Genomic DNA, 19,223 nt, shown 5'->3' on the forward strand with positions numbered 1-19,223 from the left:
CGCGCCTCAAGCCTTGCCGTGGTGCGATCGGCTCGGCGCGGCGTCGAGCGGCCATCGCGGCCGCGGCGCAAAGTCGAGGTCGTCGGTCAATCCGCGTTTCAAGCGCTCCAGACCGGTCCAGGCGATGATCGCGCCATTGTCAGAGCAGAGCGCCGCCGGCGGCGAAATGAACCGCAGCCCGCTTTCGGCGCAAAGCCGCATGAGCGCGCGGCGAATGGCGCCGTTGGCGGCGACCCCGCCGCCGATCACAAGGCCTTGCGGCGCTCGCCCCTCGCTTGCCGTAAAGAGGCGCACGCCGGAGCGCACCCGATCCACGATCACGTCGACGATCGCAGCCTGGAAAGAGGCTGCAATATCCTTGACGTCCTTTTCACTCAGAGTCTGCAATCTGAGGATTTCCTGCCGCACCGCGGTCTTGAGGCCCGAGAGGGAAAAGTCGGCCCCTTCGCGGCCAAGCATCGGCCGCGGAAATTCGAATCGCCGCGCGTCGCCTTCAAGCGCGAGCTTCTCGATTTGCGGGCCGCCTGGATACGGCAGCTCCAGCATTTTGGCGACTTTGTCGAAGGCCTCGCCGGCAGCGTCGTCGACGGTCGACCCAAGCCGGCGGTAGTCGCCGATGGCCTTCACCGCGACGATCTGCGTGTGCCCGCCGGAGATGAGGAGCGCCAGAAAGGGAAAGTCCAGGCGGTCCGTGAGCCGTGCGGTCAGCGCGTGGGCTTCCAGATGATTAACGGCGATGAATGGTTTGCCCAAGGCGAGCGCCAAGGCCTTGCCCGCCGTGAGCCCGACGAGAACGCCGCCGATCAGTCCCGGACCAGCCGCTGCGGCGACCGCATCGAGGTCTTTCGCCTCGGTCTTGGCCCGCTCCAGCGCGCGCCTGATCAGCCGGTCGAGGACATCGATATGGGCTCTTGCCGCGATTTCAGGAACGACGCCGCCATAGGCGGCGTGGCGGGCGATCTGGCTCAACACCTCATTGGAAAGGATCTCTCCGCCTTCGCCGCCAAGCCGCTCGGACACGACCGCGACCGCGGTCTCATCGCAAGTGGTTTCAATGCCCAAAACGCGCATGCGAACTCCCTGCGCAAGAAAGCCGCGCCGCTGAACCCTCACCGGCGGAACGAAGCTTATACCGCCGTACGGCGGGAAGTTGGAAAATTGTGTTTAACAAAGGGCTTACATCAATAATTCTTAGCTGTTTCGTCATATCGACGTATATTAATGCAGCGCTAAAGATGGCTCCATTAAATTTCTAAGAATTCGTTGGCATCCCTCTTGACACGATCTCGATTGATACAAGTTGGGTCAGCAGATCGTTGCTCCTCCAACGACGCACATATCTTGAGCTGAGTAGAATTATTGCTAAGGCGAAGAGGTAATTAGCGTCCCGGTTGAGGTTGCTCTCGGTCTAAACTGTATGGAGGTGAAAATGGCGTCGAACAAAATTAAGGCCTTGGCGTTAACGTCCACGATTGCGATGGCCGCCGTGATCGGCTCCACGAGTCTGGCCGAAGCGCGCTACTGCCGGGCCCATTACGGCTGGCATCGGCACTGCGGTGGAACTCACTGGGGTTACGCGCGTCCGGTGCGCACCTATTGGGGTTACGCGGCGCGGCCCACCTATTGGGGCTACGGGTATCGTCCGATGCGCTACTCCCGCTGCTATCGGCCTGGCTATTATGGCTATGGTGGCGCCGGCTATTACGGCTCCGCCTGGCCGTCCTATTATGGTTGGGGCGGCACGCCGGGCTATTACGGATATGGCGGCGGCGGCCTGCTTGGCGCAGGACTCGGCGCTGGTCTCGGCCTCGGCGCAGGTCTTGGCGCGGGCATCGGCAGCGGCCTGTTTGGCTGGTGGTGATCGATTAGCATTCTGCGAGCCGCGTAGAGTACGCTCGCGGAGCTAAAAAGAGCGTCCGCTCCGACGAGCGGACGTTCGCTTTTCGAGGAATGCCGTCGCCACGCTGCTTCCGCTTGCCCTTCGCGCGCTCCCGCCTATAGTCGCGCGGATAACGGCGGCGGATCATGACCTCTCCCCCTTCCCTTCGCATTGGAACGCGCGGCAGTCCGCTCGCCCTCGCCCAGACCCATATGGTCCGCGCGGCGTTGGCGCGCGCGCATGGCGGAAACGAAGCGGATTTCCCGATCGAGATCATCCGCACGACGGGCGACCAGATCCAGGATCGGCCTCTCTCTGAATCAGGGGGCAAGGGGCTTTTCACCAAAGAGCTCGATTCAGCGCTCATTGCCCACGCGATTGATCTCGCCGTGCATTCCTCAAAGGATCTGCCGACGCATTTGCCCAGCGAGATCGTCATCGCCGGCTATCTGCCGCGAGAGGATGCGCGCGACGCCTGGATATCGCGCGGTGGTCTCTCGCTCGACGCGCTTCCCACGGGCGCCGTCGTCGGAACCGCCTCGCTGCGCCGCGCCGCGCAGGTGAAGCGCCGGCGACCCGACGTTGTGACGACGCTGCTTCGCGGCAATGTCGAGACCCGTCTGAAGAAAGTTGAGAACGGAGAGATCGACGCGACCCTCCTCGCGCTCGCAGGATTGAAGCGGCTGGGTCTCGCCGATCGCGCGACGGCGCTGCTTTCCTTGGAAGAGTTTCCGCCCGCTTGCGGACAGGGCGCAATTGGCCTCACGCGGCGGGCCGGCGACGACGCCACGCGCGATCTGCTCGCGCCGCTCTTCGACGAAGCGACCGGCTTCGCGCTCGCCGCCGAACGCGCCTTTCTTGCGGCGCTCGATGGGTCCTGCCGCACGCCGATCGCCGGCCATGCGCAGGTTCACGGCGCCGAACTGTCCTTCGTCGGCGAAGTGCTCAGAGCCGACGGCGCGGAAGCCTATGTCGTGCGCCGCCACGGCCTCGCGATTGACGCCGCGCTGATCGGCGCGGACGCCGGCAAGGAAATCCTGCTGCGCCTGCCGCATGGCGTCGCGGGGCTTATGTGAATCTTGTCCTGGTGCTGCGCGCGGCCAAAGACGCCGCGCGCACGGCGGGAAAGCTGCAGGCGCTGGATTGCGTCGCCGTAATCTCGCCTGTGCTGGAATTCGCCGCCACGGACGCGAGCATTCCTTGCGGTGAATATGACGCCGTCATCGTGACGAGCGCGAAAGGCGTCGAGTTCGCCGGCGATGCGCGCCAGCTCAGAGCGGCGCCGCTGCACGCCGTTGGCGAGAAAACCGCCGAAGCAGCGCGTGCGCTTGGCTTCCACCCCGATATTGTCGCCGGGAACGCCGAGGCGATCCTTCCGCCTCTTCTCGAACGCTATCAGCGTCCGGCGAATTTCCTTTATCTGGCCGGGCGCGACCGACAGCCGGTTCTGGAGGTGGGCCTGCGCGCCGCCGGCCATGAGGTCCAAACGGTCGAAGTTTACGAAGCGCGGGCGGCTCAGGCGCTGACCACTGAGGCCGTATCCGCCATCGCCGCGCGGCGCGTCACCGCCGTCCTGCACTACTCTCGGCGCAGCGCGGAGATCTTCCTGCAGCTCGCGCAGGCCGCCGGCGTCGCCGATATGTTGCGCGACATGACGCATGTCGCGCTGTCGGAACATGTCGCCGAGCCGCTTCGGCGCCTCGGCTTGGAGACGCTCGTCGCGGCAAAGCCGGACGAAGAACATCTGCTGTCGCTTCTATCGACTCAGCTGCGCACGAAAACGCCCTGACCGTTCGCGTTGAAATAGTCGATGGCGACGGCGCTCGCCTTCTCGCCGCCGCTACGGGAAAACCTCACCGGGCTGACCCCGGCGGCGTTTTCACCTGGAGGCTGAAAGGTGAAAATGTCGCCTGAATAGTGACGCAGCGGATAGGGCGTGGGCGTCGGGCCCAGCGTCAGCGAGAGCCCGTCGGCCGTTTCGACGACGCCGATGGGTCCGTAAAGCTCATTGCGGTATGCGCCGACATATGTCGCGCGCGACGCGCGCGCCGGCGCGCTGGCGAGCGGTTTCGCGTAATCGGCGTCCCGACCGTATGCGGGGACCGCCATCTGCGCAAAAGCCTCGCCAAAGAGCGCGAGCCAGTCCCGTTCGATCTTCCCCGTCAGGACGATATCGAGGAAGCTGCGGCAGATGGTTTCTGGCGCGCCGACCGGCGCGGAATTGCTGAGCACGACAATGCCGAATCGCTCCGCCGGCATGACATAGACGCAGGTCGAGGCGCCAAGAGAGAAGGCGCCCGAATGGCTCCAGCGCACCCGCGCCGGACCGCCATAGTCGATGTCCCAGCCAAGCCCGTAAAAGGTCGGCCCGCGCATCGGGTCATGGGCGGGTCCCGTGGCGATCTGCGGGAAATGCGTGTCTGCGAGCGCCTCCGGCTTGACGATCTCACGGCCGTCAAGGGCGCCGCGTCCGAGTTGCATTCGTACCCATGTCGCCATGTCGCGCGCCGACGCCGACGCGCCGCCCGCCGGCGCCTGGGCGTCAGGATCACGCTGTTCGCCGACCACCCATCTGTCGCCGCGGCGCACATGGCCGAATGCGCGGTTCCTACGCGCGGCGAAATCGGCGTGGCGCGAGCTGGCGTTCGCCATTCCAAGCGGCCTGTACAGATGTTCGTCGCAAATATCTTCCCAGGACTTTCCTGCAACGTTCGCCGCCGCGAAACCCGCCGCCGAAAACCCCATATTGTTGTACGCGTAATGCGTGCGAAAGCTCGTGTCCGGTTTGATGTAGCGCAACCGGCGAATGATTTCATTGCGGTCGTAGCCGATGTCTTCGACAAGATCGCCGGCATGGTCGGGAAGTCCGCTGCGATGGCAGAACATGTCGCGCAGCGTGATCTCGCGCGTGACCCACGGATCGCTCATCGCGAAATCCGGCAGGCTCCGCACGATCGGATGATCCCACGAGACGACGCCCTCTCCGACGAGGCCCGCGACAGCCGTCGTGGAGAGTGGTTTGGAAAGCGAAGCGAGCTGGAAGACGGTGTCGGGGTCGACGCGTTCGGCGGCGCCTGCGCGGCGCACGCCGAAGCCTTTCAAATAGAGCACGCGATCGGGCGAGACGACGGCGACCGACATCCCCGGCACGCCGGTTTTTTTCATGACGTCGACGACGAGCCCGTTGAGTTCGTTCAGATGATTTTGGGTCGGCTCGCGAACGGGCGACGGTTTGGAGTTGGCCTTGGCGAGCGCTTTGGGGGACAGCAAGCCGAACCCCGACGCAAGCAGCGCGGATCGTCTCGTGAAGGCCATATCGCATCTCCGCTCGCGCTTCTTGCCCAACAATAGCGCTGAATCACTTCTCCGCCAGCGCCCAGCCGATCAGCACCATGACGGGCCCGACGATCGTTTGGTCCGCCACTTTCGAAGGCAAGTCCGCGATGGTGCCTTTGACCACGCGCTCGTGCGGCGTGGACGCGCGTTCAATGAGGAAAGCGGGCGTATCATGCGACATGCCCTCCTGCAGCAAACGACGCGACAGTTCCGGCAGCGTGCGGTTCCCCATATAGACGGCCGTCGTGGCGCGTTCGTCGGCGAGCGCGCCCCAATCGAAGTCCTCGGGAAATTCGCCGTCCTTGGTGTGCGCGGTGATGAATTGCAAACGCCGGGCCGTCTCCCGGCTCGTCAGCGACTTGCCGATCGCGGCGCCGCCGGCGCAGGCGGCGGTCACGCCGGGCACGATCTCTATGGAGAAGCCTGCTTCGCGCAGCGCGGCGATTTCCTCGTTGGCGCGACCGAAGATGAGGGGATCGCCGCCTTTCAGCCGCACGACGTTCTTGCCCTCCCGCGCGAGCTGGACGAGCAGAGCGCTGATTTCTTCCTGGCGCACCGAGGGCGCATAGCCGCGCTTGCCGACGTTGATGCGGGTCGCTTCGCGGCGGGCGAGATCGAGAATGCTCGCCGGAACGAGGTCGTCGAAGAGCACGACGTCGGCGCCGGCGAGCGCGCGCATGCCCTTCAGCGTCAGCAGCTCCGGATCGCCGGGCCCTGCCCCGACGAGCGTGACGCGTCCGCGCGCCGTGGCCTCGGCGCCGGTGCGCGCCTCTTCGACCAGCGCCGCGCGGTCGCCCTCTTGCGGAGTCCTCTCAATTTCGCGGAAGGCGACCCGCGTGAAGCGGCGCCAGAAATCGCGGCGCGCCAGAAAGTCGAGTCCGGACGCGCGCACGAACGGTCGCCAGGCCTGCGCCGCGCGCGCCCAGGCTTGGAACGTCGCTGGCACCAGCGTCTCGATCCGGCCGCGCACCGCCTGGGCGAAAACCGGCGATGCGCCGCCCGTCGAGACCCCGATCACGAGCGGCGAGCGGTTGACGATGGCGCCCATAATGAAATCGCTGAGCGCAGGCCGATCGGCGAGATTGATCGGCACGCCGGCCGCGCGCGCCCACTGATGGGCCTGACGCGCGAGCGAGTCGTCCTCCACCGCGCCAAGCGCCATCGCCGCGCCGGCGAAATCATCCGGCTCAACGGCGCGCGGATGGATGGAGACATTGTCGCGCGCCGCTCCAATCTCGCGAAGCTTGTCACTGGGCGCAGGCGCAAAAACGTCGACCCGCGCGCCGGTCGCGGCCGCCAAATCGACCTTCCAGGCCGCCGCTTCGCCGCCGCCGATGACGAGCACGCGCCGCCCGGCAAGCGCGTAGAACACCGGCAGAGTCGCCAGCGGCTGCATCAGATCGGCGGATATTTCGTCGGGTTTGCGGGTCACGGCGCCCTAGGTGCAGGACCAGCGGGCGCGGCGCAAGAGCTTTAACCCGGCGCCGCACGCTTGTGCGGCTTCGAGAGTGCGGATTTTCACAGGCGCCAAGCAACGCCGTGCAAGCCAATCCGCGGGCCTACGATGTTTCGCCAGCTAGAACCTCGCATTGACAGTGACATAGGCCGAGCGCGGGGCGCCAGGCATGATGTTGTTGTTGTTGTGCGCCGAAGCGTAATAGTAGGCGCCGGTGAGATTCTCGATGTTGAGCTGGCCGGAAATGTTTTCCGTCACCTTCACGAAAAGCGCGCCGTCAATGCGCGCGTAACCGGGAACGATGACCCTGTTATCGAGAGACGGATAGAAGCTCGAAGCATAGATCACGCCTGCGCCCAATCCGAGAACGCCGGGACCCCCGCCAACGAACGAAGACAAATCGTAACGGTTCCAATACGAGAAAGTGTTTCTCGGCACCGACGGATTAACTTTGCCGACGTCCGTCAGGAAGGGCTGCCGCGGATTGAAGCCGCGATCGGTCGATACGACGCGCGCGTCCTGATATCCGTATCCAAGCGAGACCTGCCATTGATCGGTCACGTTGCCGACGAGACCGAGTTCGGCGCCCTGCGTGCGCGTATTGGCGAGAACGGAGGTCAGCGCAGTCAGCGTCAGCGCCTGGTTCGAACGGTTCAGTTGATAGATTGCGCCAGTGAAGAGCAGCGTCGGCAAAAGCTGCGCCTTGAAGCCGAACTCGATATTTTCGAAGCCCTGCGGCGCCAGACTCGCGGCCGACCTTGGCAGCTGATTGAACTGATCGCCAGACTGCGGCAGGAACGAGCGCGAATAGGTTCCGTATAAAGAGACGATCTCCACGGGTTTGAAAATCAGACCGAATCTCGGCGACCATTTGTTGTCGAGGCGGCTCTGGTTCTCGAGCGAGATGCCGTCGTTGAACCTCATATGGAAGCTGTCGAACCGTACGCCGGCGAGAACATCGAAATATTTGGTCACCTCGATCTGGTCCTGGACATAGGCAGAGCCAATGTCGAGGTTCGTGTTCCAGCGCCGCGTCGCCGTATCAAAGTAGTTGTCGAAGAAGACCGGAGCGTAAACCGTCGGAGCCCAGAACGGAGTCGTCAGCCTTCGCGGCCCGTTGAGGGCGTTGTTGAAACGCGAGATGTCTCTTCCCGTAAAAGACCATTGATTGCCAAACTCCGTCCCCACGACCAGCAGGTGACGGATGTCGGGAGTCATAGCGAATTTATAGGTCAAGTCCGTCTGGTTGAAGATATTGCGTCGCGGGGTTGGCGCGAGGTAACCGTCGAGTCGCGCGACGCCCACCGGCGTGATCGTGATCGGGCTTAGCCCGTTCAGCGCCGGATTGAGTTGTTGCGACATCTGGCCCAGCGTCTGATCCGGGAATGTGTTTTGATACAACTTGTCGTAATTCGCCCAGGCGAGCTGATTACGGATGTTCAACCCGAATTCAGTCGTATGATCGATCACGAGAGCGGCGCGATCCATATTGTTCCTGGCGTAGTTCACGTCACGCACGGACGGATTGCCAACGCCGAAGAATGCCGATCGTGGGGTCGGCAATGGATAGCCCGGATAAATGTTCTCGCCGAGGAACTGGAAACCGCCGAATGACGGCACGCCGCGATCCGCCGTGCGTCGATCGCGGAAGTGCTCGTAATTGAACAGCACGAAAGTGTTCTCGAAAGGCTTCCATGACAGCGCCGGATTGACGCCCCAGCGCTCGAGCTTGTCGAAGTCGCGATAACCGTAGGACTGTTCGTAGAGCGCGTTGAGACGCACGGCGATCGTATCGGTGACCGCGCGCCCGAAATCGGCGGTGATACGCTTGCGACCGAAGCTGCCGCCAACGACCCGTAATTCATTTATCGTTTCGCCGTCGGCCTTTTTGGTGACGCGGTTGACCACGCCGCCGCCGCCGCCGCGGCCGAAGATCAGCGCGCTGGGGCCCTTGATCACTTCGACTGCCTGGATGTTATAGAGATCGCGATAGTATTCCGCGTCGTCGCGGATGCCGTCGATGTAGAAATCCGCACTTGTGGTCTGTCCGCGAATGGTGATCTGATCGCGGTTTCGTTCGCCCTGCTGCACCGTGACGCCGGGAACGTAGGCCAAGGCGTTTTCCAGGGAGAGAGTGTTACGGTCGTCGAGCTGCTGTCGCGTCAGAACAGTGACTGACTGCGGTATGTCGAGGATCGGCGTGTTGGTCTTCGTCGCCGTCGACATTCTCCCTGCGAAATAGCCATGAACATCGGTCGGGTTACGGCCGACATTGGCGACAGCCGCAGCGAAGGCCGCGGTGCCAGCCCCGGTCGAGGCCGCGCCGCCAGTCCCGCTCGAAACGGTAGCCCCTGTGACCAAGGCGGAGCGCACGGGCGCGACCCGAGCGCTGCGTCGCGCGCCTCCAACGTCGATGGGCGGCAACTTTTGGGCGCCGCTCGCGGAGTGCGCCTGCGAGGCGACGGGCTTCGGCTTCGCCTGGGAGACCGCGCGGGGTTTCTCCGGCGGCGCCTCGACTCGTATCGGTGGCAGGGGCCCGGATTGGGATTGCGCAAGAGCGGGAAGCGTGGGCGTCAGCGCGGCGGCAAGAGTTAGGGCGCCGACCGAAGCCGCGCCTGTCATCCGGTCAAACGCCGCAGTAAGGGAGGAAAGCGTCTGCCCTGACGGGGATTGTTTGGGAATCATATCTGCCCTTCCGCGCGGTTCATATCGCGATTAGGCAATGGTTAAGGTTTGTCTTTAAAAACTGTCAATTAGGACAATGGCCTAGCATGGAAGGCTTCCAACTATTGTTTCCGATTGTAACTGAGTGTTGCTGAATTACGACACAAAGACGATTTTTGACTGGAAGTCTTTCAAAGACGAGATCATCACTTTTTGTTGACTGTTGTATTTTCCGCACACTCGTGACCTCGAGCCTGATTCTTCTCCTCATGCAAGAGCGCAACAAAAAAGGCGGCCCTGAGAACAGGACCGCCTGAAACGTCACGTCAGAATTAAGCGCGCTTACTTCTTCTTGCCGTCGGGGCCGAACTGAACGAGATAGGCCCACACATTCTCCTGGTCCGCATCATTGGGCAGGCCCTGGAAGATCATCTTGGTGCCGGGGATCTTCGCCTTCGGATTCTTGATGAACTCCTTGAAGCTGGCCTCGTCCCAGACGATGCCGGAATTCTTGTCCGCCTCGGAATAGTTGTAGCCCTCGACGGAGCCCGCCTTGCGCCCGTCGACGCCGTTGAGATGAGGCGCGACGGCGTTCTTGGCGGTTTCACCGACCTGATGGCAGGCTTTGCACTTCGCGAAGGTTTTTTCGCCCGCAGCTGGATCGCCAGCGGCGAGAGCCTGGCCTGCGGATGCGGCGAAAGCGACGCTCGCGGCGAACGTCAGCAGGGAAATAGTCTTCATCCTTGTTCCTTTCCTCATCGGCGTTCGCGACGCGCCCGCCTTTTTAAATGCGCCCGGCCAAATATTGGCGCCTCGCCGACGCTCTTTAGACGGGTTGCAAACTACAACGAAGCCGGCTTTCAAGACAACTACGCCGGAGTTTACGTTCACTGCTCGGGACATTATCCCGGAAGCGGTGAACGCCCGCTGAACCCGAGGCTTAAGTGACGCGCCGAAGCGTCAAATTGACGCGAACGCCGAGCGCCGCCAGCGCTTCCGGCAAAGGCGTGTTGATCGTCGGCAGAATCCTGTCCACGCCGTGATAGCGCATCCTCGCGGGTCCAGAGAGCACGAGCGCGTCTCCGGACGACAGCGCGAACGCCTTCGCGCGATCGCCGCGCCGCGTTCCGCCAAGCTTAAAGCGGCAGTCTGCGCCAAGCGACAAAGACAGAATCGGCGCGGCAAAATCGGATTCATCCTTATCCTGATGAAGGCCCATGCGCGCCGTTTCGTCATAGACGTTCACCAGACAGGCTTCAGGCGGCTTGTCGTATTGCGCAAGTTCGTTCCACAATTCGACAAGCCTCTGCGGCATCGCCGGCCAGGGATTCCCGGTCTGGGGATGGCGCGGCTCGTAGCGGTAGCCCGCTTCCTTATCGCTGACCCAGCCGAGCGCGCCGCAATTGGTCATACGCACCGACATTGGGGCGCCGGTCTTGGGCATGGTCGAGACATAGAGCGGCGCGGCCGCGGTCACCTTTGCGATCTCTTCAGCCAGAGCCGTTTGCGCCGCTGCGTCGAGAAAGCTCGGATAGTGGATAGCGCCGGGCGCGATTTCAGGCATGCAGCGACATGTGGCGCCGAACGGGCGTTTCGTCCATCACTGTCGGGACGCCGCCTGCGAACGCCAGCGAGAACAGAGCGCGACTGCGCAGAACGAGGCTAAAGCAGCACAGTCTTCGACGCCACGGTCGAATCGGCGTTGAGTTGGTAAATGATCGGAACGCCGGTCGTGAGCTCGAGCGTCGTCACAGACTCGGGCGTCATCTGCTCCAGCACCATGCAGAGCGCGCGCAGCGAATTGCCATGCGCCGCGACCAGCGCCCGTTCGCCACGCATCACCGGCGGCAGAATGCGTTGGACATAGAAGGGCACGACCCGCGCGACCGTGTCCTTCAGGCTCTCGCCGCCTGGGGGCGGCACGTCATAGGAGCGTCGCCAAAGGTGCACCTGCTCTTCGCCCCATTTGTCGCGCGCCTCGTCCTTGTTGAGCCCGGAAAGATCGCCGTAATGGCGCTCATTCAACGCGCGGTCCTTGATGGTCGGGACACTCGTCTGGCCCAGCTCCTCGAAAATGAGATCAATCGTGTGTTGCGCGCGCAGCAAAGCGGAGGTGAAGCCGACGCTGAATAGAATGTCCCGCTTCTTCAACTCGCGGCCGGCGCGGCGCGCCTCTTCGATGCCGAGCGGCGTCAAATCGGGGTTTTTCCAACCAGTGAAAAGGTTTTTGGCGTTCCACTCGCTTTGACCGTGGCGTACCAGAACGAGAGTGCGATTCATGCTCATAAATTCTCGTCGATATCAGGCGCCGGTAAGGCCAAGCACGTCGGCCATCGAGTAGAGCCCCGGGCCCTTCTCGCGCGTCCATAGCGCCGCGGCCAGGGCGCCACGGGCGAACACGCCCCGATCCTCGGCGCGGTGCGAGAATTCGATGCGCTCGCCGGCCCCGGCGAAGATGACCGTATGATCGCCGACGACCGTGCCGCCGCGCAGGCTCGCAAATCCGATCTCGCCGATCCGCCGCGGCCCTGTCAAACCGTCGCGCCCACGCGCGCTGTTCTCGCCGAGATCGATTCCGCGACCGCGCGCGACCGCCTCGCCGAGCAGCAGCGCCGTTCCTGATGGCGCATCGACTTTGAGGCGGTGATGCATCTCGACGATCTCGGCGTCCCAAGCCGGTCCAAGCGCGCGCGCCGCGCGTTCGACAAGCACGGCGAGGAGATTGACGCCGAGGCTCATATTGCCGGAACGCACGATCGCCGTTTCCCGCGCGCATTCGGCGATGGCGGCGAGATCTTCCTGAGACAGTCCGGTCGTGCCGATGATGTGCGCCACCCGGGCCCGAGCCGCCGCCTGGGCCAGTTCCACGCTGCTGCTCGGAGACGAAAAGTCGACGATCGCGTCAGCGTCGCCGAGGGCGGCCCCGACGTCGCTCGTGATCGGCACGCCGTTCGGCGCCGCGCCGCCGCTGTCGGCGCCGAGCGCCGCAGAGCCGGGACGCTCCAGAGCGGCAGTCAATCGGACGCCCAAAGTATCGGGGATGATCTGGGTCAGCATCCGGCCCATGCGGCCCGCCGCGCCGACTACCACCAAACGCAATTCGTTCATGTTCAGTCGCCCTCGCCTCCCGCAGCTTAGCGGCTTCGATTCGCTTTTCGTGACGCGCCATTTCCTATACAGGCGAGGCGCCGCGATGAGAAGCGTGCAGCTTAGGCCCGGCGTCGGACGCTGCCCGAACGGGCGGTTATTTTGCTTTAGGGCGAAAGCTTTTGACAAGCGCCGGATCGGTCTCGATATAGGCCGCGCCGATAAGATCGAGGCAGTACGGCACCGCCGGCATGACGGCGTCGAGACAGAGTTCGATCGCCCTTGGCTTGCCCGGCAGATTGATCACGAGACACTTGCCGCGATGGGCGGCCAATTGTCGCGACAGAATCGCAGTTGGCGTCTGCGCCAAGGAGACCTGTCGCATCCGCTCGCCGAAGCCGGGCAGCTCGCGCGGGCAGGCTGCGAGCGTCGCTTCGGGCGTCAGATCGCGGGGGCTCGGGCCTGTGCCGCCGGTCGTGACAATCAGGTCGCAACCGACAGCGTCGGCCAGGTCGATCAGCGTGTCGCGCACGCTTTCAAGCCCATCAGGGATGATCCGCCGCTCGATGCGGAAGGGCGTCGTCAGCGCTGCGCGTAGATAGGCCTCGATCGCCGGACCGCTCTCATCTTCATAGACGCCGGCGCTCGCGCGATCGGAAGCGGTGACGACGCCGATGATCGCGGCGCGCTTTTGGTCTGTCATTCGCGGGTCTCCCGGCGCGCATGTTTGCCGCCTCCGCTCGCTCTTGTCACTCCCCCGCGCCGCAGCGCTTAAGCTAGTATAGATTGCACAGATATCGCGCAAAATGCAACTCTGCAAAGAGATATAGCGACAAGAAATTGAATAAATCGACTCAATATCGAGAATATTGTGCGCTGCGACGAGCATATACGCCAGGATATTGGCAGCACATATTTTGCCACATTTCACAATTAACTAATTTGTCTTCGCCTCCATTCAGACGGATGGAAACTGTGCGCTTGACGAAGCGAACGAGCTCGTCAGCATCCTTCACGCATTGTGCGTAAACGGAGCAATCCTGAATGAATCGTATCTGTGGCGTACTGACGATCCTTGCACTGACGACCGCGCCGGCTCTGGCGCATCACCATCACGCCTCCCGTCATACCTCGCGCGATGCCTCGCACCATGCCTCGCGTCACGCGGAGGCGTCGCAGGGCTTCACCGCCAACGCGTCATTCTACGGCGGCGGCCCGCGCCGCTACGAACCCAACAGCCACACCGCCAACGGCGAACTCTTCAACATGTGGGACCTGACGGCCGCCCATCGCACGCTGCCGATGGGCACGCGTCTGCGCCTGACCTACGCCGGGCGTTCGGTGGTCGTGCGTATTAATGACCGCGGTCCGGCGGTCTGGACGGGGCGCAGCCTCGACGTGTCGCGCGGCGCGGCGACCCAGCTCGGCCTCATCGAACGCGGCACCGGACAGGTGCGCGTCCAGGTCATCGGAAAGAGCTAAGCAATTTAAAGCGCCCGGCTTCGGCCGGGCGCCTTCGCCTTAAGGGCGCGCCCTACTTCGCCTCGACGTATATGCTGGCGCCCTTTTCCAAAAACTCCGCGCTCTTCTCCGCCATGCCCTTCTGGCGTTCGATCTCTTTCGCCTCTTCGCGCAGATCGCGGGTGATCTGCATCGAGCAGAATTTCGGTCCGCACATCGAGCAGAAATGCGCGACCTTGTGCGCCTCTTTCGGCAGCGTCGCGTCGTGGAATTCGCGCGCCGTGTCGGGATCGAGTCCGATCTCGAACTGATCCTCCCAGCGGAAGTCGAAACGCGCGCGGCTCATGGCGTCGTCGCGTTCGCGCGCCGCCGGATGGCCCTTGGCGAGATCGGCGGCGTGCGCCGCGATGCGATAGGTGATGACGCCGGTCTTGACGTCGTCGCGATCCGGCAGGCCGAGGTGCTCTTTAGGCGTTACGTAACACAGCATCGACGTGCCAAACCAGCCGATCATTGCGGCGCCGATGCCTGACGTGATGTGATCGTAGCCCGGCGCGATGTCGGTGACGAGCGGGCCGAGCGTATAGAACGGCGCCTCGCCGCAGACTTTCAGCTGCTTGTCCATATTGGCTTTGATCTTGTGCATCGGCACATGGCCGGGGCCTTCGATCATCGTCTGACAGCCCTTGTCCCAAGCGATCTTCGTCAATTCGCCGAGCGTCTCCAGCTCGGCGAATTGCGCCGCGTCATTGGCGTCGGCGTTGCAGCCGGGGCGCAGACCGTCGCCGAGCGAGAAGGACACGTCATATTTGCGCATGATGTCGCAGATCTCGTCGAAGCGCTCGTAAAGGAAGCTCTCCTTATGCTTCGACAGGCACCAGCGCGCCAGGATCGAGCCGCCGCGCGAGACGATGCCGGTGACGCGATTGGCGGTCAGCGGCACATAGGCGAGGCGCACGCCGGCGTGGATCGTGAAGTAATCCACGCCCTGCTCCGCCTGCTCGATCAGCGTGTCTTTGAAAACTTCCCAGTCGAGCTTCAGCGCATCGCCGCCCACCTTTTCCAAAGCCTGATAGATCGGCACGGTGCCGATCGGCACGGAGGCGTTGCGGATGATCCAGTCGCGGATGTTGTGAATGTTGCGGCCGGTGGAGAGGTCCATCACCGTGTCGGCGCCCCAGCGGATCGCCCACACCATCTTTTCGACCTCATCCGCAACGGACGAGGTGACGGCCGAGTTGCCGATGTTGGCGTTGACCTTCACCAGGAAGTTGCGGCCGATGATGACCGGCTCGAGTTCCGGGTGATTGACATTCGCCGGAATGATGGCGCGGCCGCGCGCGACCTCCTCGCGCACAAATTCGGGCGTGACGAATTCGGGTATCGACGCGCCAAAGCTCTCGCCGTCGGCGATGCGTTCTTTCGCGACGTCAAGCGCGCGCTCGCGGCAGAGGTTCTCGCGATGCGCGACATAGATCATTTCTTCCGTAATGATCCCTGCGCGGGCGAACTCAAGCTGAGTGACGGGCTGCGCGCCGGCCGCTCGATGAAGCCTGCGCGCGGCGGGGCATGGCGGCACGAGGCGCTCGCCTTCAGCGAAGCCATTGTCTTCGGGCTTGATGCCGCGGCCCTGGTAGGCCTCCAAACCAGCGCGCGTCGCGAGCCAGGGACGCGCCGAGGGCAATCCCGCCGAAAGGTCGGGCGTGAAGGATGCGCAGGTATAGGGTCCTGAAGGGTCGTAGACCCGAAGCGGCGGCTCGCCCGACGATGGATCGAGCGCGATCTCGCGGTAGGGAACGCGAATGTCGTCGCGTTGCTTCGGCGAGGAATAGACCTTGCGCGATTTCCCGATCGGCCCGGTGGTGACGTTCGCCGGCATACGCTTGTCGTGGATGTTCATGATCGCGCTCCTTCATCGCGCTTCGTCAAGGGAAGCGGACGCTGAGTCAGGAAGACGAAGGAGGGATGCGCTATCACAGCGTCGACGCGAGGCGCCGTTCGCTTCTTCGCTGGCCTTCCCTACGCCGGCATGACCCGGATCAGGTTCGACGGGTGCTTCTCAGCCGCGCTTGCGGCGCCCCTCGCCATCGTGGTGAAGCTAGCGCGTCGAGCCTGCGGGAGCAAGGTGGTCGATCTTGCGTGTAGCGCCGAAGTCAGTTTCTCAGGATCAATCGGCCATGAAGCGGCTGAAGCTCCCTTGCGCTGTCGGGATAGAGCGCCTTGAACCGATCAATATCCTCCTTCGCGGCCTCAGTGCTCGCACGCGCGACGATCCAGGTTACGATTTCCGTGTGCGGGTTGGTCGTCAGAGATCCTTCATAGCGAAAAATGTTCTTCAGCTTCCCGCCCGGAAGCATTTCGGCCGGACTGAAGGACTCGCTGAGCCTTGACTGATGCTTTGTCGTGGGCGCTGCAGCCATGACCGTCGCGAAGGCCTCGTTTTTTTTGCCGGCTCTGACGAGCGCACCCACTACCATCAAATCCTTGTCGTCGCCCTTATGCACGAAATGGACTTCCATATCTGTTCGCTTTCCCTCGATCGTATGTTCGCTGGGGGCGTGGAAGTGAAACTGCTTCAATTTGAACACTCGCCCATCCATCTTGGAAAAGCTGCCGTCACCCACAACCGCCTGTATGGTGTGGCCGTCGTTCTTAATTTTGCAGGCCTGCCGGCGCCATTCCAAAGCGGGCGATCGTACGTCGGCTTTCACAGCGTTCTGCAGAGCTACGGGGGATTGTTCTCGATCAGGGATGCAGGTTGATTCCCTCTCCAATTCCTTCCGAACAAATGGTTCGTCGGAGTCGAGGCCCTCAACCGACTCAAAGTTCCAATTTTTTGGCGTATCTCCCCGAGATAGCGCTGAACAAAGTGGGCAGCTTGCCAAGCCGAATACAAGTGACCGACGCGAAATTCCCAACATAATACCGCTCCTAGAAAATATACCGCTCTCAAAAATGCTCCCTAACATCGCTCCGATTCAAGTCTCGAAACAAGGCAATTTTCTTACCGTCGAAACCCAGTTTGGGAGCCTAATGACGCAAGCATCACTTTACGGCCTCGCCTCAGACGAGGCCGCCCGGCGTCTTGCCGAATTCGGGCCCAACGAGCAGCCAAAAGCTCCCCCGCCGGGCATATTCGCGATCGCGCTGCGCACGCTGAAAGAACCCATGTTCTTTCTGCTTGCGTCCGCAGCGTTGCTCTACCTTTTCGTCGGCGATCTGGGCGAAGGCCTGTTCATGGTCGCCGGCGCAGGCGCGTCGATTACTCTCGTTGTTCTGCAAGAGCTGCGAACCGAGCGCGCGCTTCAAGCGCTCAACCGACTGGCCGAACCAACCGCGACCTGTCTGCGCGACGGCGTCGAGCGGCGCATCCCTGCCCGCGACCTCGTCCCGGGCGACGTGATCCTCGTCGGCGAAGGCGAGCGCGCGCCGGCGGACGCGCTGCTGATCGGCGGCGACGCGCTCGTCATCGACGAGTCCCTCCTCACGGGCGAGTCCGCCCCGGTGACGAAGACTCTCGCAAGCGAAGACCGCTCGGCGGAGTTTCCCGATCCTGGAGGCGAACATACGCCCTTTCTTTTTGCGGGAACCATGATCGCGCGAGGATCGGGATTGGCCGAGGTCGTGCGCACCGGCGCGCGCACGGCGATGGGCCGTCTCGGCGCGTCGCTCGCGGCGATCGAGGCGGAGCCCAGTCCTCTGCAGCAAAGAACCGGCAGGCTGGTCGCCATGCTCGGCGCCTTCGCTCTCATCTTTTGCGTCTTGGTGTTCCTTGCCTATTGGCGCGTGCATGGCGACTGGTTTGAGGGCGCCATCGCCGGCATCACGCTCGCCATCGGCCTTTTGCCGGAAGAATTTCCGATGGCGCTCGCGATCTTCCTCGCGCTCGGCGCTTTTCGGCTGGCGCGCCGCAACGTGCTCGTGCGTCGATCTTCGGTGACCGAGACGCTGGGCTCTACGTCGATTCTCTGTGTCGACAAGACCGGAACGCTGACGCAGAACCGCATGCGCGTCGCGTTCGCTGTTTCCGATAGTGACCAGGCGATCGATGCGCCGCTCACGGATGCGGGGCAACGCATGCTCGTCCGCGCCGCCTTGCGCGCCTCATCGGCAAATCCCGTGGATCCGATGGATCGCGCCGTGCATGCCTTTGCGGCGGAGGCGGGCGTCGCATCGGAAGCCGTACCCCTTTGCAGTTTCCCGATCCGACCGGACCTTCTCGCCTTCATTCAGTGCTGGCGCGATGAGTCGGGTGAGAGCTACGCCGCGAAAGGCGCGCCGGAAGCAATCTTCAAACTCGCGCGAGTCTCGGACGAAGAACGCGCACGCCTTCAGAAGAAAATCGACGATCTGGCGCGTCGCGGCCTGCGCGTGCTTGGCGTCGCGACGACGGCGCCGCTGCCGCAAGCGCCTCCGCCGGAAATGGCGTCATTCAATTTCATAGGTCTGCTGGCCTTTGAGGATCCGCTTCGCGAGGACGTCCCCGCAGCCGTCGCCGCCGCGCAGCGCGCGGGAGTCGTGGTGGCGATGATCACGGGCGACTATCCTGCGACGGCGCTGGCCATCGCGCGGCAAGCGGGCATCAATTCTGAAGCCGGCGTGCTCACCGGCGCTGAGATCGCGGCGACGCCGAACGAACTTCGTCCTGAAAAAATCCGCAACATGCGCGTCTTCGCCCGCGTGACTCCGACAAGCAAGCTGGCGCTGGTCGAGGCGTTCAAAGCCGACGGCCATATCGTCGCCATGACCGGAGACGGGGTCAATGACGGGCCGGCGCTCGCCGCCGCGCATATTGGCATCGCCATGGGCCAGCGCGGCTCGGATGTCGCGCGCGAAGCCGCGCACATCGTGCTGCTTGACGACAGCTTTGCGTCGATCGTCGCTGGGGCGGCGCATCTTCGCCAATCTCCGCCGCGCGCTCACCTATGTGACGGCAATTCACATTCCGATCGCCGGCGTCGCACTGGCGCCAATCCTGATGGGGCTGCCGCCTCTGTTGCTGCCGGCGCATGTCGTGCTGATGGAGTTGATCATCGACCCGACCTGCGCGCTCGTTTTCGAGTCGCAGCCGAATGAGGCCGACGCCATGCTCAAACCGCCTCACCGGCGCGATGAGCCGCTTTTTGGTTCGCGCGAACTCTGGCTCGGTTTCGTGCAGGGCTTCGTCGTCTTTCTGACCGTCATGTCCGTCTACATCATCGACGATGGATTTGGCGCGCCGGAGCCGCAGGCGCGCGGTCTCGCTTTCGCAACCCTTGTCGTCAGCAATCTCGTGCTCGCGCTCTCGGATGCGCTTCCGCGCGGCGCGTCCTTGTTCTCGCGCGACAATCTGCCGTTGGG

The 19,223-nt window shown here is 63.3% G+C and carries 16 protein-coding genes, 1 pseudogene and 1 riboswitch; of the genes and pseudogenes, 6 read left to right on the top strand and 11 right to left on the bottom strand.

Going from position 1 to position 19,223, the window contains the following annotated elements:
• Positions 1 to 6: 6 nt before the first annotated feature.
• Positions 7 to 1,071 carry a tRNA (adenosine(37)-N6)-threonylcarbamoyltransferase complex transferase subunit TsaD gene (gene tsaD / locus IYW40_RS06715; RefSeq protein WP_196399935.1) on the bottom strand — a complete coding sequence of 355 codons (1,065 nt, stop codon included), beginning with the start codon at positions 1,069 to 1,071 and terminating at the stop codon, positions 7 to 9.
• Positions 1,072 to 1,429: 358 nt separating this feature from the next.
• On the opposite strand from tsaD, the gene IYW40_RS06720 reads away from it, so the two are divergent.
• From IYW40_RS06720 to IYW40_RS06730, 3 genes are all read left to right on the top strand, one after another.
• Positions 1,430 to 1,861, top strand: coding sequence for a hypothetical protein (locus IYW40_RS06720; protein ID WP_246720685.1), 432 nt, complete (start codon positions 1,430 to 1,432; stop codon positions 1,859 to 1,861).
• Positions 1,862 to 2,025: 164 nt separating this feature from the next.
• Positions 2,026 to 2,955: a hydroxymethylbilane synthase gene (gene hemC / locus IYW40_RS06725; RefSeq protein WP_196399937.1), complete on the top strand. Its 930-nt coding sequence runs from the start codon at positions 2,026 to 2,028 to the stop codon at positions 2,953 to 2,955.
• Complete coding sequence (locus tag IYW40_RS06730) at positions 2,952 to 3,668, top strand: uroporphyrinogen-III synthase (protein WP_196399938.1); 717 nt, start codon at positions 2,952 to 2,954, stop codon at positions 3,666 to 3,668. The genes hemC and IYW40_RS06730 overlap by 4 nt, the downstream gene beginning before the upstream one ends.
• Here the strand turns inward: IYW40_RS06730 and IYW40_RS06735 are convergent.
• The 8 genes from IYW40_RS06735 to mog all read right to left on the bottom strand — a co-directional run bounded on the left by IYW40_RS06735 (position 3,644) and on the right by mog (position 13,125).
• Complete coding sequence (locus IYW40_RS06735) at positions 3,644 to 5,194, bottom strand: serine hydrolase (RefSeq protein ID WP_196399939.1); 1,551 nt, start codon at positions 5,192 to 5,194, stop codon at positions 3,644 to 3,646. The genes IYW40_RS06730 and IYW40_RS06735 overlap by 25 nt on opposite strands.
• Positions 5,195 to 5,237: 43 nt before the next feature.
• Positions 5,238 to 6,647, bottom strand: coding sequence for a siroheme synthase CysG (gene cysG, locus IYW40_RS06740; protein WP_196399940.1), 1,410 nt, complete (start codon positions 6,645 to 6,647; stop codon positions 5,238 to 5,240).
• 144 nt (positions 6,648 to 6,791) lie between these two features.
• Positions 6,792 to 9,293, bottom strand: coding sequence for a TonB-dependent siderophore receptor (locus IYW40_RS06745; RefSeq protein ID WP_196399941.1), 2,502 nt, complete (start codon positions 9,291 to 9,293; stop codon positions 6,792 to 6,794).
• A 384-nt stretch (positions 9,294 to 9,677) separates the two neighbouring features.
• Positions 9,678 to 10,076: a cytochrome c-554 gene (locus IYW40_RS06750; protein ID WP_123176142.1), complete on the bottom strand. Its 399-nt coding sequence runs from the start codon at positions 10,074 to 10,076 to the stop codon at positions 9,678 to 9,680.
• A gap of 199 nt (positions 10,077 to 10,275) precedes the next feature.
• Positions 10,276 to 10,899, bottom strand: a complete 624-nt coding sequence (locus tag IYW40_RS06755) for an alpha-ketoglutarate-dependent dioxygenase AlkB (protein WP_196399942.1) — start codon at positions 10,897 to 10,899, stop codon at positions 10,276 to 10,278.
• 98 nt (positions 10,900 to 10,997) lie between these two features.
• Complete coding sequence (locus tag IYW40_RS06760) at positions 10,998 to 11,621, bottom strand: 2,3-bisphosphoglycerate-dependent phosphoglycerate mutase (RefSeq protein WP_196399943.1); 624 nt, start codon at positions 11,619 to 11,621, stop codon at positions 10,998 to 11,000.
• A gap of 15 nt (positions 11,622 to 11,636) precedes the next feature.
• Complete coding sequence (gene dapB, locus IYW40_RS06765) at positions 11,637 to 12,443, bottom strand: 4-hydroxy-tetrahydrodipicolinate reductase (RefSeq protein ID WP_196399944.1); 807 nt, start codon at positions 12,441 to 12,443, stop codon at positions 11,637 to 11,639.
• Between the two features lie 136 nt (positions 12,444 to 12,579).
• The gene (gene mog, locus IYW40_RS06770; RefSeq protein WP_196399945.1) at positions 12,580 to 13,125 is read right to left on the bottom strand and encodes a molybdopterin adenylyltransferase; all 546 of its coding nucleotides are present in this window, start codon (positions 13,123 to 13,125) and stop codon (positions 12,580 to 12,582) included.
• 341 nt (positions 13,126 to 13,466) lie between these two features.
• On the opposite strand from mog, the gene IYW40_RS06775 reads away from it, so the two are divergent.
• On the top strand, positions 13,467 to 13,904 hold the full coding sequence (locus IYW40_RS06775) for a septal ring lytic transglycosylase RlpA family protein (RefSeq protein WP_196399946.1): 438 nt from the start codon (positions 13,467 to 13,469) through the stop codon (positions 13,902 to 13,904).
• Between the two features lie 52 nt (positions 13,905 to 13,956).
• Here IYW40_RS06775 and thiC read toward each other — a convergent pair whose 3' ends face one another.
• Together thiC and IYW40_RS06785 are read right to left on the bottom strand one after the other, a co-directional pair.
• Positions 13,957 to 15,783 (bottom strand): phosphomethylpyrimidine synthase ThiC, encoded by a 1,827-nt coding sequence (gene thiC, locus IYW40_RS06780; protein ID WP_196399947.1) that lies wholly within the window; start codon positions 15,781 to 15,783, stop codon positions 13,957 to 13,959.
• A 98-nt stretch (positions 15,784 to 15,881) separates the two neighbouring features.
• A riboswitch (TPP riboswitch) is annotated at positions 15,882 to 15,975 on the bottom strand.
• A gap of 61 nt (positions 15,976 to 16,036) precedes the next feature.
• Complete coding sequence (locus tag IYW40_RS06785) at positions 16,037 to 16,852, bottom strand: carbonic anhydrase family protein (RefSeq protein WP_348644249.1); 816 nt, start codon at positions 16,850 to 16,852, stop codon at positions 16,037 to 16,039.
• A gap of 64 nt (positions 16,853 to 16,916) precedes the next feature.
• Here IYW40_RS06785 and IYW40_RS06790 point away from each other — a divergent pair, with 64 nt between their 5' ends.
• Together IYW40_RS06790 and IYW40_RS21720 are read left to right on the top strand one after the other, a co-directional pair.
• Positions 16,917 to 18,959 carry an HAD-IC family P-type ATPase gene (locus IYW40_RS06790; RefSeq protein ID WP_246720686.1) on the top strand — a complete coding sequence of 681 codons (2,043 nt, stop codon included), beginning with the start codon at positions 16,917 to 16,919 and terminating at the stop codon, positions 18,957 to 18,959.
• A pseudogene (locus IYW40_RS21720) lies at positions 18,904 to 19,110 on the top strand (cation transporting ATPase C-terminal domain-containing protein); the annotation flags it as partial. The gene IYW40_RS06790 and the pseudogene IYW40_RS21720, both read left to right, overlap by 56 nt.
• Between the last annotated feature and the right edge of the window lie 113 nt (positions 19,111 to 19,223).

It is taken from the genome of Methylocystis sp. H4A (genome assembly GCF_015709545.1).
In the GTDB taxonomy this organism is placed as follows: Bacteria; Pseudomonadota; Alphaproteobacteria; order Rhizobiales; family Beijerinckiaceae; genus Methylocystis; species Methylocystis silviterrae.

What these genes read in the sequence shown, in the direction of transcription:
- tsaD (WP_196399935.1), bottom strand. Translation starts at nt 1,071, where the DNA reads ATGCGCGTTTTGGGCATTGAAACCACTTGCGATGAGACCGCGGTCGCG.
- IYW40_RS06720 (WP_246720685.1), top strand. Translation starts at nt 1,430, where the DNA reads ATGGCGTCGAACAAAATTAAGGCCTTGGCGTTAACGTCCACGATTGCG.
- hemC (WP_196399937.1), top strand. Translation starts at nt 2,026, where the DNA reads ATGACCTCTCCCCCTTCCCTTCGCATTGGAACGCGCGGCAGTCCGCTC.
- IYW40_RS06735 (WP_196399939.1), bottom strand. Translation starts at nt 5,194, where the DNA reads ATGGCCTTCACGAGACGATCCGCGCTGCTTGCGTCGGGGTTCGGCTTG.
- IYW40_RS06745 (WP_196399941.1), bottom strand. Translation starts at nt 9,293, where the DNA reads ATGACAGGCGCGGCTTCGGTCGGCGCCCTAACTCTTGCCGCCGCGCTG.
- IYW40_RS06750 (WP_123176142.1), bottom strand. Translation starts at nt 10,076, where the DNA reads ATGAAGACTATTTCCCTGCTGACGTTCGCCGCGAGCGTCGCTTTCGCC.
- IYW40_RS06755 (WP_196399942.1), bottom strand. Translation starts at nt 10,899, where the DNA reads ATGCCTGAAATCGCGCCCGGCGCTATCCACTATCCGAGCTTTCTCGAC.
- IYW40_RS06760 (WP_196399943.1), bottom strand. Translation starts at nt 11,621, where the DNA reads ATGAGCATGAATCGCACTCTCGTTCTGGTACGCCACGGTCAAAGCGAG.
- dapB (WP_196399944.1), bottom strand. Translation starts at nt 12,443, where the DNA reads ATGAACGAATTGCGTTTGGTGGTAGTCGGCGCGGCGGGCCGCATGGGC.
- mog (WP_196399945.1), bottom strand. Translation starts at nt 13,125, where the DNA reads ATGACAGACCAAAAGCGCGCCGCGATCATCGGCGTCGTCACCGCTTCC.
- IYW40_RS06775 (WP_196399946.1), top strand. Translation starts at nt 13,467, where the DNA reads ATGAATCGTATCTGTGGCGTACTGACGATCCTTGCACTGACGACCGCG.
- thiC (WP_196399947.1), bottom strand. Translation starts at nt 15,783, where the DNA reads ATGAACATCCACGACAAGCGTATGCCGGCGAACGTCACCACCGGGCCG.
- IYW40_RS06785 (WP_348644249.1), bottom strand. Translation starts at nt 16,852, where the DNA reads ATGTTAGGGAGCATTTTTGAGAGCGGTATATTTTCTAGGAGCGGTATT.
- IYW40_RS06790 (WP_246720686.1), top strand. Translation starts at nt 16,917, where the DNA reads ATGACGCAAGCATCACTTTACGGCCTCGCCTCAGACGAGGCCGCCCGG.